General features: G+C 67.2%; 15 protein-coding genes, 1 pseudogene and 1 riboswitch. Of the genes and pseudogenes, 9 read left to right on the top strand and 7 right to left on the bottom strand.

Features of this window, described 5'->3' with window-relative positions; translation table 11 throughout:
- Window positions 1-16: 16 nt before the first annotated feature.
- The 3 genes and pseudogenes from BOX37_RS18050 to BOX37_RS18040 all read left to right on the top strand — a co-directional run.
- Window positions 17-2,434: pseudogene (locus BOX37_RS18050) on the top strand ((Fe-S)-binding protein); the annotation flags it as partial.
- 148 nt (window positions 2,435-2,582) lie between these two features.
- Entirely contained in the window at window positions 2,583-2,987 is a 405-nt protein-coding gene (locus tag BOX37_RS18045; RefSeq protein WP_206045681.1) for a VOC family protein, read from the top strand.
- Between the two features lie 233 nt (window positions 2,988-3,220).
- Window positions 3,221-4,486, top strand: a complete 1,266-nt coding sequence (locus tag BOX37_RS18040) for an MFS transporter (protein WP_071928681.1) — start codon at window positions 3,221-3,223, stop codon at window positions 4,484-4,486.
- Between the two features lies 1 nt (window position 4,487).
- Here BOX37_RS18040 and BOX37_RS18035 read toward each other — a convergent pair whose 3' ends face one another.
- From BOX37_RS18035 to BOX37_RS18025, 3 genes are all read right to left on the bottom strand, one after another.
- The gene (locus BOX37_RS18035) at window positions 4,488-4,817 is read right to left on the bottom strand and encodes a glyoxalase superfamily protein (protein WP_071928680.1); all 330 of its coding nucleotides are present in this window, start codon (window positions 4,815-4,817) and stop codon (window positions 4,488-4,490) included.
- A gap of 11 nt (window positions 4,818-4,828) precedes the next feature.
- Window positions 4,829-5,314: a MarR family winged helix-turn-helix transcriptional regulator gene (locus BOX37_RS18030; protein ID WP_071928679.1), complete on the bottom strand. Its 486-nt coding sequence runs from the start codon at window positions 5,312-5,314 to the stop codon at window positions 4,829-4,831.
- A 142-nt stretch (window positions 5,315-5,456) separates the two neighbouring features.
- Window positions 5,457-6,506 carry an alpha/beta fold hydrolase gene (locus BOX37_RS18025; RefSeq protein WP_071928678.1) on the bottom strand — a complete coding sequence of 350 codons (1,050 nt, stop codon included), beginning with the start codon at window positions 6,504-6,506 and terminating at the stop codon, window positions 5,457-5,459.
- Between the two features lie 74 nt (window positions 6,507-6,580).
- Here BOX37_RS18025 and BOX37_RS18020 point away from each other — a divergent pair, with 74 nt between their 5' ends.
- The 4 genes from BOX37_RS18020 (at window position 6,581) to BOX37_RS18005 (ending at window position 10,423) form a co-directional block, all read left to right on the top strand.
- Window positions 6,581-6,838 (top strand): hypothetical protein, encoded by a 258-nt coding sequence (locus tag BOX37_RS18020; protein ID WP_071928677.1) that lies wholly within the window; start codon window positions 6,581-6,583, stop codon window positions 6,836-6,838.
- A gap of 66 nt (window positions 6,839-6,904) precedes the next feature.
- Window positions 6,905-8,896: an NAD-dependent DNA ligase LigA gene (ligA, locus tag BOX37_RS18015; protein WP_071928676.1), complete on the top strand. Its 1,992-nt coding sequence runs from the start codon at window positions 6,905-6,907 to the stop codon at window positions 8,894-8,896.
- Window positions 8,897-8,994: 98 nt separating this feature from the next.
- Window positions 8,995-9,360 (top strand): MerR family transcriptional regulator, encoded by a 366-nt coding sequence (locus BOX37_RS18010; RefSeq protein ID WP_071928675.1) that lies wholly within the window; start codon window positions 8,995-8,997, stop codon window positions 9,358-9,360.
- A gap of 46 nt (window positions 9,361-9,406) precedes the next feature.
- A complete protein-coding gene (locus tag BOX37_RS18005; RefSeq protein WP_071928674.1) occupies window positions 9,407-10,423 on the top strand; it encodes an NADPH:quinone oxidoreductase family protein in 1,017 nt (338 codons plus the stop codon).
- A 53-nt stretch (window positions 10,424-10,476) separates the two neighbouring features.
- Here the strand turns inward: BOX37_RS18005 and BOX37_RS18000 are convergent, their stop codons facing one another.
- From BOX37_RS18000 to BOX37_RS17985, 4 genes are all read right to left on the bottom strand, one after another.
- On the bottom strand, window positions 10,477-11,283 hold the full coding sequence (locus BOX37_RS18000; protein WP_071928673.1) for an ABC transporter ATP-binding protein: 807 nt from the start codon (window positions 11,281-11,283) through the stop codon (window positions 10,477-10,479).
- A complete protein-coding gene (locus BOX37_RS17995) occupies window positions 11,276-12,127 on the bottom strand; it encodes an ABC transporter permease (protein ID WP_240504921.1) in 852 nt (283 codons plus the stop codon). The genes BOX37_RS18000 and BOX37_RS17995 overlap by 8 nt, the downstream gene beginning before the upstream one ends.
- Window positions 12,105-13,127 carry an ABC transporter substrate-binding protein gene (locus BOX37_RS17990; RefSeq protein ID WP_071928672.1) on the bottom strand — a complete coding sequence of 341 codons (1,023 nt, stop codon included), beginning with the start codon at window positions 13,125-13,127 and terminating at the stop codon, window positions 12,105-12,107. Before BOX37_RS17990 ends, BOX37_RS17995 begins: the two co-directional genes overlap by 23 nt.
- Window positions 13,124-13,825: a TenA family protein gene (locus BOX37_RS17985; protein ID WP_071931619.1), complete on the bottom strand. Its 702-nt coding sequence runs from the start codon at window positions 13,823-13,825 to the stop codon at window positions 13,124-13,126. Before BOX37_RS17985 ends, BOX37_RS17990 begins: the two co-directional genes overlap by 4 nt.
- Window positions 13,816-13,912: riboswitch (TPP riboswitch) on the bottom strand. (Overlaps the previous gene by 10 nt.)
- 166 nt (window positions 13,913-14,078) lie before the next feature.
- On the opposite strand from BOX37_RS17985, the gene gndA reads away from it, so the two are divergent.
- The gene (gene gndA, locus BOX37_RS17980; protein ID WP_071928671.1) at window positions 14,079-15,524 is read left to right on the top strand and encodes an NADP-dependent phosphogluconate dehydrogenase; all 1,446 of its coding nucleotides are present in this window, start codon (window positions 14,079-14,081) and stop codon (window positions 15,522-15,524) included.
- Between the two features lie 71 nt (window positions 15,525-15,595).
- The gene (locus tag BOX37_RS34105; RefSeq protein WP_156910447.1) at window positions 15,596-15,745 is read left to right on the top strand and encodes a hypothetical protein; all 150 of its coding nucleotides are present in this window, start codon (window positions 15,596-15,598) and stop codon (window positions 15,743-15,745) included.
- Window positions 15,746-15,769 lie beyond the last annotated feature (24 nt).

Below are 15,769 nucleotides of genomic sequence, written 5' to 3'. Positions count from 1 at the left end.
GACTGGGGGTATTTCCGTGAACACCGTGACGATCACGCTGGGGATCATCGGCGCCGTCATCACCGTGGTCTGTTGGGGATCATTGATTCTCGGGTTGACTCGGATGATTCGTCTCTTCCGGGCGGGCCAGCCCGACCGGTCACGGATACGCCCGATCCTGCCGCGCGGGAAAACCGTTGCGGTCGAGGTCGTCGCGCACACCCGGATGAACAAGTTCCGGACCGTCGGCTGGGCGCACTGGCTGGTGATGGTCGGTTTCCTGCTCGGCATGGTCTTCTATTTCGCGTCCTATGGGCAGACCTTCGATCCCGAGTTCAGCTGGCCGCTCATCGGCGACACCTTCGGCTATCACCTGCTGGAGGAAATTCTCAGTCTCGCCACCATCATCGGGATCGTGGCGCTGATCGTCATCCGGCAGCGGAACCATCCGCGCCGTCCCGACCGGCTCTCCCGGTTCAGTGGGTCGAACCTGCTCGCCGCGTACGCGATCGAGACGATCGTGCTCATGCACGGTATCGGTGACGTCCTGGTCAAGGCGGGCAAGATCGCCACCTACGGGGGTGGGCACGCGTCGAGTGATCTGTTCACCATGCAGGTCGCGCGCGTGCTACCGGCCAGTCCGGAGATGGTCTCGAGCTTCGCGTTCGTCAAGATGCTCGCTGGGGCGGCGTTCCTCTATCTCATCGGCCGGAAACTCACCTGGGGCGTGGCCTGGCACCGGATTTCGGCGTTCTTCAACATCTACTTCAAGCGCGAGGACGACGGTGGGGTCGCGCTCGGTGCGGTCAAGCCGATGATGTCCGGCGGCAAGGTCATTGACCTGGAGACCGCCGATCCCGATGTCGACGCGTTCGGGGTGGGCAAGATCGAGGACTTCTCCTGGAAGGGGTTGCTGGACTTCACCACCTGCACCGAGTGCGGGCGGTGCCAGAGTCAGTGCCCGGCGTGGAACACCGGAAAGCCGTTGTCGCCCAAGCTGTTGATCATGTCGTTGCGCGATCACGCCTATGCCAAGGCGCCGTATCTGCTCGCCGGTGGTGATGAAGCGAAGCTGACCGAATCCGCGCGTGCCGAGGCCGAGCGTCCGTTGATCGGTGCCGAGGACATCGCCGGCATCATCGATCCCGAGGTCCTGTGGTCGTGCACGACCTGTGGTGCGTGTGTCGAGCAGTGCCCGGTCGATATCGAACACGTCGACCACATCATCGACATGCGCCGCTACCAGGTACTCATCGAGTCGGAGTTCCCCTCCGAGCTGGCCGGGTTGTTCAAGAACCTCGAGAACAAGGGCAACCCGTGGGGTCAGAACTCCAAGGACCGCCTCAACTGGATCAAAGAAGTCGATTTCGACATCCCGGTCTTCGGCAAAGACGCCGACAGCTTCGACGGCTACGAGTACCTGTTCTGGGTCGGCTGCGCCGGCGCCTATGAAGACCGCGCGAAGAAGACCACCAAGGCCGTCGCCGAACTCCTCGCGACCGCGGGAACCAAGTTCATGGTCTTGGGTGCCGAGGAAACCTGCACCGGTGACTCGGCCCGTCGTGCGGGTAACGAGTTCTTGTTCCAGCAGTTGGCGATGCAGAACATCGAGGTCATCAACTCGGTGTTCGACGGTGTCGAGCAGTCGAAGAAGAAGATCGTGGTGACCTGTGCGCATTGCTTCAACGCGCTCAACAACGAGTACCCGCAGGTCGGTGGCACCTATGAGGTCGTGCACCACACCCAGTTGCTGAATCGTTTGGTGCGGCAGAAGAAGCTGGTGCCGGTGGCGTCGGTGTCGCAGAACATCACCTACCACGACCCGTGCTATCTGGGTCGGCACAACAAGATCTACAACGCTCCCCGTGAGTTGATGGAAGCCTCCGGCTCGACGCTGGTCGAGATGCCCCGGCACGGGGAACGGTCGATGTGTTGTGGTGCCGGTGGTGCCCGGATGTGGATGGAAGAGCAGCTCGGTAAGCGCATCAATGTCGATCGTGTCGACGAGGCTCTGTCGACGAACCCGACCAAGATCGCGACGGGTTGCCCGTTCTGTCGGGTGATGCTCACCGATGGTGTGACCGCCCGTCAGGAACAGGGTCTGGGCGAAGGGGTCGAGGTCGTCGATGTCGCCCAGTTGATGTTGGACTCGATCACCCGTGTCGAGGCTGCTGAACTGTCGGCGAATCTGTTGGTGGTCCAGGAACCCAAGGCCGAACCCGAACCGGAACCGGAGCCTGTTGTCGCGCAGGTCGCGACCGAGACCGCTGCGAAGGCCGCACCGGCCGGTGGCGGTTTGGGGATGAAGGGCGCCGCGAAGGCACCCGGCGGTGGTGGTTTGGGCATGAAGGGTGCCGCGAAGGCGCCGGGCGCGAAGGCCGAAGCTGCTCCTGCCGCCGAGACCGCGGCTCCGGTCAAGGGTCTCGCCATGAAGGGCGCGGCGAAGAAGCCGGGCGTCACGCGCACCGCGTTGGACAATTGATCACCACGCTGGCAGGCGAGGATCGGTCGAGAAGCGAACGCCACCAGAGCGTGGTGATCAATGGACCAGGTCGGGCCACTGGTCCCGATACGATGACAGGATGCGGCCAAAAACTGTTGTCGTGTCATTGCCGGTCGAGGACCCGGAGCGCTCCCTGCGGTTCTATCGGGACGGGTTGCAGCTGAGGACCGACGGTGTCGAGGACGGGATCATCCTCTTCGAGCTGCCGAACCTGTCGTTGTTCCTGATCGAGCGCGGCGAGTACGCGAGCTATGCCGAGCGCGCCGGAATCACGCCCAGCGTCCCGGCCCCCGGCGCGCTCATCGTCTCGTGCGCGATCGGCAGCAGGAACGAGCTGGACGACACGTTGAGTCGGGCGGTCGCCGCGGGCGGCTCGGTTCCGCGACCTGCCGATACCTACGACGGTTCGTACATGGGGTACTTCGCCGACCCTGATGGGCATCTCTGGGAGTTGGTATTCAACGCGCGGACCGAATCGGCTCCAGCGCCGGACGTAGACGCCTGATCGGGATGTCTTGGCCATCGCCTGACAACGGTGCGCTGACGCTCGCATTCTCCGTCGACCGCGCGGGTGGATCGGGCGCCACGCGCTAGAAATGACACGGCGATTTGTAGATATGCGTATCTATATATCAATTGACTGAACCCACCGATGCGTCCTCGGCTGCGGGGTAGGGGATTCGATCGCACCGAGTCCGTGCCCGGTGCCCCGGCGGGTTCTCTGCGACGATGTCTGCCATGAGCACCACCACCCGACCGGGTGTGATCACGGCGAGCACGCTCGTTCTGCTGACATCGCTGTATTTCGCGCAGGGCCTGCCGTTCGGATTCTTCACCCAGGCGCTGCCGGTGGTACTGCGGGAGTCGGGCTATTCGCTGGTGGCGATCAGTGCCTCCGGTGTGCTGTTCCTGCCGTGGGCGCTGAAGTTTCTCTGGGCGCCCTATGTCGACCGGTACAGCACCCGGCGCACCTGGCTGCTGGCGCTGCAGCTGACCGCGGCAGCCGTCGCGATGGTGCTGGCGAGCCTGGACCTCTCGTCCTCGCTGCGGTGGCTGTTCGTCGGGATCGTGGTGGTGAACCTGCTCTCGGCGACCCAGGATGTGGCCACCGACGGTCTCGCGGTGCGCCTGCTGGGGCCGCGAGAGCGCGGGCTGGGCAACGGCATCCAGGTCGGCGCGTATCGCGTCGGCATGATCGTCGGCGGTGGCGCTCTGCTGTGGTTGTTCGCCCTGGCCGGCTGGCGCATGCTGTTCCTGGCCATGGCGGTTCTGATCGTGCTCACCACTGTGCCGGTGTGGCTGCTGCGTGAGCCGGTCGTCGACCGACCGCCTCGCCCGAACCCGACACAGCTGCTCGGTGCCTGGTGGACTCGGTTGCGTCGCCCTGGCATGCTCGTATTCATCGTCCTCATCGGCGCTTTCAAGTTCGGCGACTCGATGGCTTCGGCACTCGTCGGCCCCTTCATGTTCGACATGGGGCTCCACCTCGGCCAGATCGCCCTGATCAAAGGCGTGCTCTCCTCGGCGGGCGCACTGGTCGGCGCGGCCCTCGGTGGCTGGCTGGCCTATCGGTTCGGTCGACGCCAAGCGCTGCTGATCGGTGGTATCACCCAGACCGCGAGCCTCGCGCTGTATCTGTTCGTCTCGCTCGGCGTCGGTGGCTTCGAGCTGCTCGTGGCCGCCAGCCTGGCCGAACACATCTTCGGCGGCGCCGCCACCGTCGCGGTCTTCGCGCTCATGATGGACGCCTCCGACCCCGAGCACGCGGGCAGCGACTACACCTTGCTCGCCTGCGCCATCGTCATCGTTCAGGGCGTCGCAGGACTGGCCGCGGGACTCGTCGGCGACCTGGCCGGCTATTCCGCGATCTTCGCGATCGGGCTGCTGCTGTCCGGAGCGGGCTGTGCCGCACTGGTTCTCGGACTAGCGCGTGGCCTGGGCCCCGCCAGTCTCCATCGAGAGCTCGGTGCGCGGGCTCATCAGCGGGCCGAGGCGCGGGCGTAGTTCAGGTCGGCGTGCCGATCCGTAGCCGATTGCCGTCCGGGTCGTGCAGTTCGATCTCGCGCGCCCACGGGGCGTCGGTCGGCTGAACGCCGAACTCGTCCGCGATGGCGTCGACATCGCGGAGCCGCAGGTACACCAACGTATCCGGTCGGGCATCGCCGGTGTGCTCGGACAGGAACAGCCGCACGCGACCACGGGCGACTTCGACGAATGCCGGAAACCCAGGCTCGAAACGATGCTCCCACTGCTGGGTGAAGCCGAGACGGCTGTACCAGGCGACCGCTGCGCCGGCGCTCGCGACGCGCAGAATCGGGATGACTTCCTCGTCCATGCGGCCCGACTCTATTCACCCGCGACGACGCCCCGCCCGGTGGGGGAGGGCGTGGCAGGTTCGCGATGCGCGGCGATCTCGCTCAGTATGCGGACCGCCTGGGTGAGCACGGCGATCTTCTCGGCCGGAAGTTTGGCCAGTTGCGTGGTCAACCACTCCTCTCGGGCATTGGCCTCATCGGAGATCAACGCGCGACCGGACCGGGACGCGGCGATGACGATCTGGCGGCCGTCGGAGGGATGAGGCGAACGATCGACGAGCTTGCGGTCGGTGAGCGTCGCGATGACCCGGGTCATCGACGGCGGCTGCACGCATTCCCGGCTCGCCAGCGTCCCCGGCGTCATCGCGCCGTCCCGGACGAGAGTCGACAGCGCCGAGAGCTGCGTCAGCGAGATGTGTGGGTCGGCCCGTCGGCCCCGCAGGCGGCGAGCGAACCGCACCGCGGACAGAGACAGTTCACCCGCGAGGGCGCGGACATACGGCGTTGGCGTCGTCATGTTGCTGAACTTTACGAACAAAACGCCGTCGCCGACAGTTGTTCATCGTACGAACGGTATTGCGCAGCATCTGATGAGTCATCGATGTGATTGCGTCACAACGCGACCGGTGAAACCCGTGGCCGGGAACAAGGGTCGACCGCTACGCGCGAGAGAGCATTTCGACATCGAGGAAGTCTCGGATGGCCGCCCAGGTGGTGTCGCGAGCTTCGGGACCGGCGATGATGCCCAGGTGACTGCCGTCGACTTCGACGAAGCGGACGGTGGGGGATCCGGTGAGGACTTCGGTTCCGGCGGCGACGGAGGCGGCGGAAGCGAGTTTGTCGCGGCGGCCGCCGATCAGCAGGACCGGGGCGGTGAGCTTCTCCAGTTCGATGGCGTGGTCGGGGTTCAGGTGCACTGTGCCTCGCCACATTTCGTTGCGCAGGATCAGCTGTCGGTAGACCTGCCGGTAGAAGCGGCCGGGGTAGCCGGGCATGTCATCCATGAAGCGGTCGACGGCCTGCATGCGGGCCAGCGCCTCGACGTTGTCGATGTGGCGGGCGATGAACCAGGGCTTGGTGAGCTCCCGATCCAAGGCTTGTGCCCGGAAGCCGAGTCGCACCGCATGTTTCGGGATGCCACCGGCGAGACGCACCGGGGCGGTGACGATCTCGTCCGTGGCGAGACGGCCGAGTCGGCGGGCCAAGGCCATCGCACCGTTGCGGCGCTGATCGAACGGCGAACCGACCGCGGTGATCGAGGCGATCGGCAGGCCCGCGTGTCCGGCGGCGGTGAGCAGGCTGATCGTGCCACCGAACGACCACCCGATGACCTCGACCGGGGCGTCGCCGCGCTCGGCGCTCACCCGGGCGATGGCGGTGGGCACGATGTCATCGACCCACTCCTCGAAACCGAGGTGTCGATCCGCGTAGCCGATCTCGCCGTAGTCCACGACGTAGACATCACGGCCCAGGTCGAGCAGGTATTCGACCAAGCTCTGGGTCGGCCGCAGGTCATAGCAGGAGATGGTCACGGCCAAGGGCGGGACCAGGAGTACGGGATTGCCGGTGGCCTCGGTGTCGCGACGGTAGCGCCGCAACTGCCGGTGCGGTTCGTCGTGCACGACATCGGACGGGGTCGGCGCGTACGGCTCGACCCCGCTCCCGAACAGCGCGCCGACATGACGCAAGGCGACGTCCCATGCAACCACTTCATACCTCCACGAATGCCTGACGCGGCAACACCCCACAAGTTACTTGGACATCATGTCACGGGTACCTCCCTGTGCGCACGCTGGGGGGAGATGTCAGTGGCGAGCTGCACGACTCGACGCGAACGAAGAAGGCGGTCGGGGTGCTCATCGTCGGCGTGGTCGCCGCCTCGATCGTCACCGCACCGGCAGCCGCCGTGGACGCCCCACCTGCCCCTTCGGTCGCCACCGGTTCGGGTGACCTGCCCGCCGGGCTGCTCGCGCCGATCGTCTGCCTCGCCCAGTTGCCGCTGTCGGCCCCGGGTGACTCCTCGCCGGGCTTGCGACACTGACTGGTGCGCCCGGTCGCCCCGACCGGGCAGCGGCGGTGTCGGTGGGTTTCGGTAGCGTCACCTGCTGTGGAGACCGGGGAACGTATTCGAGAGCTCGCGGACCGTGTCGTGGTGCTGCGTGAGGCCTACTATCAGGGGTCGCCGCTGGTCGCCGATGCCGAGTACGACGCGATCGAGGACGAGTTGCGGGCGCTGATCGAGGCGCATCCCGAGCTCACGCCGGATCCGAATCCGTTGGATCAGGTGGGAGCGCCGGGGGTGTTGCATGCCCCGATTCGGCATTCGCGGCCGATGCTGTCACTCGAGAAGGCGACCAAACCCGAGCAGGTCGAGGCGTTCTTCGCGCGGTTCCCAGGACAGCCGGTGGTGGTGATGCCCAAGCTCGACGGATTGTCGCTGGCGCTGGTCTTCGAGGACGGGCGGCTGGCGCGGGCCGTGACCCGGGGCGACGGCACCACCGGCGACGATGTGACGATGCTGGTCCGCGCGCTGGTCGACGGTGTTCCCGATCGGATCGAGGTCGCGGGGCGGGTGGAGGTGCGTGGCGAGGCGGTGATGTTGCGGTCGACCTTCGCCGCCTACAACACCGTTCACCCGGACAAGCCGCTGATCAATCCGCGCAATGCCGCGGCGGGCACACTGCGAGCGAAGGACCCGGCGACGGTCTCCGAGCGTCGCCTGCAGTTCTTCGGCTTCGACCTGGACACTTCCGCCGACGACGCCGCGGACGACCTGGGGGAGGGGCTGCGGGCGCTGGGCGTCGCGGGAGCACAGATGCGGGTGTGTACCGATGCCGAGCAGGCGCAGGCGGCGATCACCGCGATCGAGCAGGGCCGCAACGACTTGGACTACGACATCGACGGTGCCGTGCTGCGGCTGGCCGACCGCGAGGCCTACGCCGCGGCCGGGACTCGATCGAACTCCCCGCGCGGCGCGCTGGCGTTCAAATTCGCCGCCGAGGAGAAGACCACCCTGCTGCGCGAAGTGATCTGGGACGTCGGCAAAACAGGCAAGATCGTCCCGGTCGCCTGGCTCGAGCCGGTGTTCGTGGGCGGCACGACCGTCACGAAGGCGACGCTGGCCAATCAGGAGGTGATTCGCGCCCGCGACATCAAGATCGGCGACACCGTGCTGGTGCGCCGCGCGGGCGATGTGATTCCGTTCGTGGCCGGTGTGCTCGATGCCGCCAAGCGCACCGGCGAGGAGCTCGAGATCGTCTCGCCGACCGCCTGTCCGTCGTGCGCGCAACCGGTGACCGAGCAGGGCAACAGCCGAGAACTGTTCTGCACCAATGTCTCCTGTCCCGCGCAGACGGTGCGCAGGCTCGTCCACTGGGCCTCGCGAGCCGCGGCCGACATCGACGCCATCGGGCCGGTGTGGATCGAGCGCCTCGCCGAGGCGGGCATTCTGGAGAACCCGTCGGACTTCTACACGCTCACCAGGGAGCGCCTGCTCGAGTTCGACCGCATCGGAGAGGTCTCGGCGGCCCGCATGATCGACTCGATCGATGCCAGCCGTCAGGTCGGGCTGCGGCGCGCGCTGATCGGTTTGGCCATCCCGATGGCCTCCGACGGCACCGCCGCGCGCCTGGCCCGCGCCGGTTTCGGCTCCCTGGAGGAGGTCGCCGAGGCGGGTGAGGAACGGCTGGTCGCGGTGGAGGACATCGGTCCGAAGGTCGCGGCCTCCCTGGTCGCGCACCTGCAGCGCCTGCGCCCGGAACTGGACCGGCTGCGCGCGGCAGGCGTCAGCCTGGATGTCCGGGCCGAAGACCTTCCACCGGTGATCGCGGCCGACGCGCCCCTGGCCGGGAAGTCGGTGGTGATCACCGGCGCCATCAGCGACCCGCGTTCCGGCGAGAAGGTCGCCCGTCCGACCTTCCAACGCCTGTGCGAGAAGGCGGGCGCGACGGCCACGTCGTCGGTCTCGGCCACTACCGACCTGCTCATCACCGGCGCGGGCGTCGGCGAGAGCAAGCTGACCAAGGCGGAGAAGCTCGGCGTGGAGGTCGTCGACCAGGGAGAGATTTGGAGCCTGCTGATCGCCGCCAAGGTGGTCTAGATGTTGCGGGACGGAAGGTTGTCGACATCCGAGTAGATCGTCAACTCGTCGCAGCGCGCGCCGGAAGATTGTCTTGCGCTTCGACGTTGGCTGCTGGCATGAAGATCGGTGAGGCTTCCAGGGTCAGCGGTGTGAGTGCGCGATCCTTGCGGCACTACGAGGACGAGGGCTTGATCGTCCCTGGGCGTTTCAGCAACGAATTCCGTGACTACTGCCAGTCCACGATCGACCGGGTGCTCGTCATCCGCTCGCTGCTGGAGTCCGGGCTGCCCGTGCGGTTGATCAGGGAGATTCTGCCTGGCCACACCGACGGGTCAGATACCGGCACCGACAGGGTGTGTGCGGAGTTCCTGCACGAGGTGCAAGGTTATCGCGACCGGCTCGCTGCTCGCATCGCCGTTCTCCGCGACCAGCAAGCGGCACTCGATGCCTACCTGCGACAGGCTCGCCGCACTGATCTCTGACCGCCACTTGACCTTGACGTAAGCGTGAGGTTCCTACGGTCGGTGCATGGAGCTCGACAAGCAGCACAACACCGCCGAACAGACCGTTCGAGCGCTGGTCCAGCGGTCGAACCGGGGACCGAAGGATCTGACTCTTGCGACGGATCACCGCCGCCCTACTCCGGGGCCTGGTGAGTACCTGATCCGCGTCGGCGCCGCCGGGGTCAACTTCGCCGATGTCATGCAGACTCACGGCACCTATGGAGGAGGCCCGCAAGCACCCTATGTGGCGGGCTTCGAGGCGGCCGGCGAGATCGTGGAGATCAGCCCGGACATCGAGAATCCACTGCCGCTCGGCACCCACGTCGTCGGAGTCGGGCCCGGCGCCTTCGCGCAGTACATGACGATGTCGGCGGCGGATGCGCTCGCTGTGCCATCTGGCTGGAGCGACGCCGAAGCCCTGGGTCTGGTCCTGAACTGGGCCACCGCCTTGTCGGCACTGAAGCCGCTGGGCGAGGTCGAGACGGGCGAGGTGGTGCTGGTACACGCTGCGGCCGGCGGTGTCGGTCAGGCTGCTGTCCGCCTGGCCCGCCACTACGGCGCACGCGTGATCGCCACGGCCTCACCGGAGAAGCACGACACCGTCACCGCCCTCGGCGCCGACGAGGTGCTGGACAGCCGTCGCCCGGATCTGGCTGCGGAGATCACCCGCCTGACCGGTGGGGTCGACGTGGTCCTGGAATCGGTGGGCCAGGCCACCTTCGAGGCCAGCCTGTCGGTTGTCAAGCCTTTCACCGGACGCATCGTCGTGTTCGGAGCCGCTTCCGGTGACGCCGATCTGACGACGCACGACCTGATCTTCACCCACCAGGTTCAGATCAAAGGGCTGCACCTCGGCGCGATGGCGGTCGCGGCCCCGGCCATCTATCGCGCGGTGCTTGTCGAGATCGAAGCTCTCATCGCCCACGGCGTCTATCCGCCCGGCACCCCACGCGTGCACCCTCTGGCCGAAGGACCGGCGGTGCTTCAGCAACTGGAAGCGGGCCGGACCCAGGGCAAGCTCGCCCTCGATCCCTGGCGCTAGGAACGCCTGTGCTTCATCGGAATGTTCCGCACTCTTGCGAGCGCGGCACTTGGCTACCGCTGCTCGGTGAACGCCCGACGTGATTCCTCGTGCAGGATCTCGAGGAGTTCCTCTTCCAGCGCGACGAATTCGGGGGCGGTGATGGTCGACAACTCACGTGGGCGGGGGAGGTCGATGCGTAGTTCGTGGCGCACGGTGGCCGGGCGGGCCGACAGGACGATCACGCGATCCGAGAGGTAGACGGCCTCGCGGATGTCGTGGGTGATCATCAGGACCATCCAGCGGTAGCGCTGCCACACCTCTTGGAGCCAGGACTGCATCTCGGTGCGGGTCAGCGAGTCGAGGGCACCGAAAGGTTCGTCGAGCAGCAGCAATTCGCGTTCCTGCACGACCGTCCGCAGCAACGCGGCCCGCTGTCGCATGCCACCCGACAGCTGGGACGGGCGGGCATCCTCGAAGCCGGACAGGCCGAACACCGGGAACAGTTCGCGAGCTCGGCGCCGGGCCTCCGCCTTCGGCACGCCCTGCACCTGCAAACCGAGGACGGTGTTGTCGAGGATGCTTCGCCAGGGGAACAACAGATCCTTCTGCGGCATGTACGCGCTGTGCGACGCGGTGTCCTCGCCGTCGGCCGCGCGGAAGCCGACGCTGCCGGAGTCGGGGGATTCCAGGCCGGCCAGCATGTTGAACACGGTGCTCTTGCCACAGCCGCTGGGCCCGATGACCGTGACGAACTCACCCGATCGCACCGTGAACGACACCCCGCCGAGCACGGCCAGGTCGGGGCTGCGCCGTCCGGACTGCGGAAACGACTTGGTGAGCTGGTCGACGACGATCCGGTCGGTCCCGGCCTCAGTCATGTCGGCTCCTGTTCTGCGCGCGCGACCACGGCGCGACGAGGCGTTCGATCGCGAACGTCGACAGGTACAGCGCGATACTCAGCAGCGCCGTCACCAGCACCGCCGCCAGCACCAGATCGGTGCGGAACGAATTCTTCTGCAGGCTCATGTAGATGCCGAGACCGACGCTCGCGCCGACATACTCGGCGAACACCGCACCGACGACCGCGTAGGTGATCCCGATCCGCAGCGCGGTGAAGAATCGCGGCACCGCCGAAGGCAGCCGCACATACCGGAACACCTGCGCCCGCGAGGCGCCCATGCTCCGCAGCAGCGCGCCCGCGTCCCGGTCGGCCGCGGCGAAGCCTTCGATCAGGCCGATGGCCATCGGGAAGAAGGTGACCAGCGCGACCACCAGGATCTTGGGCAGCAGACCGAACCCGAACCAGATGATCATCAACGGCGCGATCGCCACGATCGGCACGGTCTGCGAGGCCACGAACAGCGGCACCAACGCCCGACGCAGCCAGGGCGAGAAGTCCACGATCACCGCCAGCACCCACGCCAGACTCAGCGACACCGCGAATCCGATCAGTGTCACCTGCAGGGTGGCGGCCGCGTGGGTACCGATCTCGTCCCGATGCGCCCACCCCTGCTGGACCACCCGCAGCGGCGAGGGCAGCACCTGCGGACGGACACCGCTGCTGGTGACATAGATCTGCCAGATCACGACCAGCAGTGCCACCGTGATCACCGACGGCACCGCCCACCGGATTCCGGCCCAGCGCGCCGTCTGGCCGTCACCGCCGGTGGAGACCGACGGCGACGCGGCTACGGACAGCTCACGGGTTGAGGAGGTACTCATTGGTGAAATACGTCGACCAGTCGGGTTCGGTGGTCAGCGGTGCGCCGTCGGGACCGGTCAGCAGGCCGCCCCGGTACAGGAAGCCCGAGTTCGCCGACCACTGCTCGACCGTCTGGGTGCCCACCGTGCCGTCGGCGTCCTTCATGAACTGCTCGGCCAGCATCCGCTGACTTTCGAAGACCAGCGCTTCATCGTTGAACGCGCCCGGATTGGCGTCGAGGAGATCCTGGGCCGCCGCGTCCGGGTTGTCCGCGGCGAACTGGTAGCCGCGTTGCAGGGCCTGCACGAATTTCGCGGCCCGGTCCGGGTTCTCGGCCAGCCAGCCCTCGTTGGCGTCGATCACGATGGCGTAGGCGTCCGGGAAACCGAAGTCGGTGTACCGGAAATACCGCATCGGGGTGCCGTGATGCTCGGCTTCGATGCCCTCCCACGCCAGGTACGAGACGGTGAAATCCGCCTTGCCGGAGTAGACCGCCTCATACGCCGACGAACCCAGCACCACCGAGGTGAAATCGCCGGTGCCACCGTCATTGCGGATGACCTGCTGCAGCACCTCCCGCTCTCCCGGATCGCCGAAACCGGCGTAGGTCTTGCCGTCGAGGTCCTTCGGGCTCGCGAGGTCGGCCCGATCGGCGCGCACGCCGATGCCCGTCGCCCAGTGCTGCAGTGGCGCGAGCACCGACTTCACCCGCGCACCCGAGGCGCGAGCGAACGTCGACGAATTGTGGGTGCTGATCCCGAATTCCGCGTTTCCGGCATCGACCACCGTGTCGACGGAGGTGTTGTTGTACGGCAGGACCTGCACATCCAGCCCGGCGTCGGAGAAGTAGCCGCGCTGCAACGCGACGTAGAGCCCGGCGTGGTTGGTGTTCGGCGTCCAGTCCAGCGCGAACCGGATCGTCTGGTCGGAGCTGCCGCCCGAACCGCAGGCGGTGAGCAGTGACAGTGTCGCGACGGTGGTCGCCATGACCGCGAGCGCGCGGCGCAGACGCCCGGTCATGCGGCGGGCCAGGGCTGCGGGTGCAGGGCGGTGTCCCAGAACAGCAACTCGTAGCGCGTGGCGAGCACGAACGCCTTCTCCATCGCCTCCCGCTCCCGCTCGCTCGCCGATTCGGCCGCGGCGTCGACCAGTGCGCGAGCGGTGGCCGCGGACTGCTGGAACTCCTCGGCGCCGTAGGTGGTGACCCACTGGGCGTAAGGGTGCGCGGGGTCGGTGGCGATCACCTTCGCGGCGCTCTCGGCGAGGTCGCGTCCCACTGCGGCGTAGATCCAGAAGCAGGGCAGCGCGGCGGCCGCGGCGACGGCGTAGGACTCCGTCGCGGCGGCGGCGATCAGGTAGGAGACATAGGCCAGGCAGGTCTGCGAATGCTCCGGCTCACCCTGGCGCGGGGGCAGTGCGCCGCCGGTGAGCAGCTGCTCGTGCATGGCCGACTCGACCGCGGCGGCGCTCGCGGACGAGGACGCCCAGAAGGCGGCGGTCTGCGGGTCCGGTGACTTGGCGGCCAGCATCGCCAGCGCCTTCGAGTACCCGGTGAGATACAGCGAATCCTGCTCGATGTAGGTGCGGAACACCTCGAGCGGCAACGTGCCCTCGCCGAGCAGGCGCAGGAATTCCAGGTCGTCGATCGCCGTCCGCAGGACCTTGGTCCGGTCCCAGAGGTGATCGGTGAACTTATTTGTGGTGTGGGCGTGCAACACCGTGACATCCCTTCGTCAGCATTACCTGAACAGGTTCGGCGGGTCTGTTCTCAGCCTCGCGGTCGCGAGACACCCCGTGTCAGAACTCGACCGACCCTAGCAGCGACGGCCGACATGCGGGCAATGCCCGGTTCCGCGCGCAGCCCGGGTCACGGTGGTATGTGTTCGGGCGCGCAGCGGCACCCAGTAACTTGGCTGCCAAGGAACCCGTCTTCCGCACCCGTCGGACCCGCCGAACGAAGAGAGCTGATCAATGTCGACCTCTACCGCGCGTGCGCAGATCGGTGTCACCGGCCTGGCCGTGATGGGCAGCAACATCGCCCGCAACTTCGCCAAGCACGGCTACACCGTCGCGCTGCACAACCGCTCCGTCGCCAAGACCGACGCGCTGCTCGCCGAGCACGGCGGTGACGGCGATTTCGTCCGCACCGAGACCGTCGAGGAGTTCGTCGCGGCGCTGGAGAAGCCGCGGCGGGTGCTGATCATGGTCAAGGCGGGCGACGCGACCGACGCCGTCATCGAGGAACTGGCCGCCGCCATGGAGCCGGGCGACATCATCATCGACGGCGGCAACGCCCTCTACACCGACACCATCCGCCGCGAGGCCGCCCTGAGCGAGCGCGGCCTGAACTTCGTCGGCGCCGGCATCTCCGGCGGCGAGGAGGGCGCGCTCAACGGACCCGCCATCATGCCGGGCGGGCCGAAGGAGTCCTACGAGTCGCTCGGCCCGCTGCTCGAGTCGATCGCGGCGCAGGTCGACGGCACCCCGTGCTGCACCCACATCGGTCCCGACGGTTCCGGGCACTTCGTCAAGATGGTGCACAACGGCATCGAATACGCCGACATGCAGTTGATCGGCGAGGCCTACCACCTGTTCCGCGACGCGCTCGGCTTCGACGCCGGGCAGATCGCGGAGGTGTTCACCCAGTGGAACTCCGGCGATCTGGAGAGCTACCTGGTCGAGATCACCGCCGAGGTGCTCGCCCAGATCGACGCCAAGACCGGCAAGCCGCTGGTCGATGTCATCGTCGACGCCGCCGAGCAGAAGGGCACCGGCCGCTGGACGGTCAAGTCCGCGCTCGATCTCGGCGTCCCGGTGACCGGCATCGCCGAGGCCGTGTTCGCCAGGGCGCTGTCGGGTTCGCGCGCCCAGCGCAAGGCCGCGGTCGGCCTGGCCTCGGGCACCCTCGCCGCCAAGCCCACCGATGTCGAGCAGTTCACCGAGGACATCCGGCAGGCGCTCTACGCCTCCAAGGTCGTCGCCTACGCACAGGGCTTCGACCAGATCGCCGCGGGCAGCGCCGAATACGACTGGGACCTGCACCCCGGCGACCTGGCGACCATCTGGCGCGGCGGCTGCATCATCCGCGCCCGCTTCCTGAACCGGATCAAGGACGCCTACGAACAGGACCCGGCCCTGCCGAGCCTGATCCTGGCCCCCTACTTCCGCGAAGCGATCGAAACAGCCATCGACAGCTGGCGTCGCGTGGTCTCCACCGCCACGCTCCTCGGTATCCCGGTCCCCGCCTTCGCTTCCTCCCTGTCCTACTACGACGCCCTGCGCGCCGAACGCCTGCCCGCCGCCCTCACCCAGGGCCAGCGCGACTTCTTCGGCGCCCACACCTACGAGCGCATCGACGCCGACGGCAAGTTCCACACCCTGTGGAGCGGCGACCGCAGCGAGGTCTCCGAGGGCTGAGCTGATCCGGGTGCGCCGGAAGGGCCGTCGCACCCGGACTAGCCGGGCTGGGATCCGCTATACCTGACGCCATGAACCTGTCTCAGCTGAGCGCGGCGATTGAGGCGGCGGTCGCCCTCCATCTCAACGAGCTCGGCCGAGAACGTGGTCTGCCGCCCTCGCGCTGGTTCGTCGCGCCGTCGGTGTCCAACGACGAGACCGAGGCGGTGCTGTCCGCCTGATCACCCCTTGCTCGGCACACGAGT

It is taken from the genome of Nocardia mangyaensis (assembly GCF_001886715.1).
Classification (GTDB): Bacteria; Actinomycetota; Actinomycetes; order Mycobacteriales; family Mycobacteriaceae; genus Nocardia; species Nocardia mangyaensis.
The sequence above is the reverse complement of the archived record's forward strand: the minus strand, read 5'-3'. Positions and strand labels throughout refer to the sequence as shown.

Bases quoted from the DNA above. Each gene is read 5' to 3' on its own strand.
- BOX37_RS18040 (WP_071928681.1), top strand. From the start codon at position 3,221: ATGAGCACCACCACCCGACCGGGTGTGATCACGGCGAGCACGCTCGTT.
- BOX37_RS18035 (WP_071928680.1), bottom strand. From the start codon at position 4,817: ATGGACGAGGAAGTCATCCCGATTCTGCGCGTCGCGAGCGCCGGCGCA.
- BOX37_RS18030 (WP_071928679.1), bottom strand. From the start codon at position 5,314: ATGACGACGCCAACGCCGTATGTCCGCGCCCTCGCGGGTGAACTGTCT.
- BOX37_RS18010 (WP_071928675.1), top strand. From the start codon at position 8,995: ATGAAGATCGGTGAGGCTTCCAGGGTCAGCGGTGTGAGTGCGCGATCC.
- BOX37_RS18005 (WP_071928674.1), top strand. From the start codon at position 9,407: ATGGAGCTCGACAAGCAGCACAACACCGCCGAACAGACCGTTCGAGCG.
- BOX37_RS18000 (WP_071928673.1), bottom strand. From the start codon at position 11,283: ATGACTGAGGCCGGGACCGACCGGATCGTCGTCGACCAGCTCACCAAG.
- BOX37_RS17995 (WP_240504921.1), bottom strand. From the start codon at position 12,127: ATGAGTACCTCCTCAACCCGTGAGCTGTCCGTAGCCGCGTCGCCGTCG.
- BOX37_RS17990 (WP_071928672.1), bottom strand. From the start codon at position 13,127: ATGACCGGGCGTCTGCGCCGCGCGCTCGCGGTCATGGCGACCACCGTC.
- gndA (WP_071928671.1), top strand. From the start codon at position 14,079: ATGTCGACCTCTACCGCGCGTGCGCAGATCGGTGTCACCGGCCTGGCC.
- BOX37_RS34105 (WP_156910447.1), top strand. From the start codon at position 15,596: ATGAACCTGTCTCAGCTGAGCGCGGCGATTGAGGCGGCGGTCGCCCTC.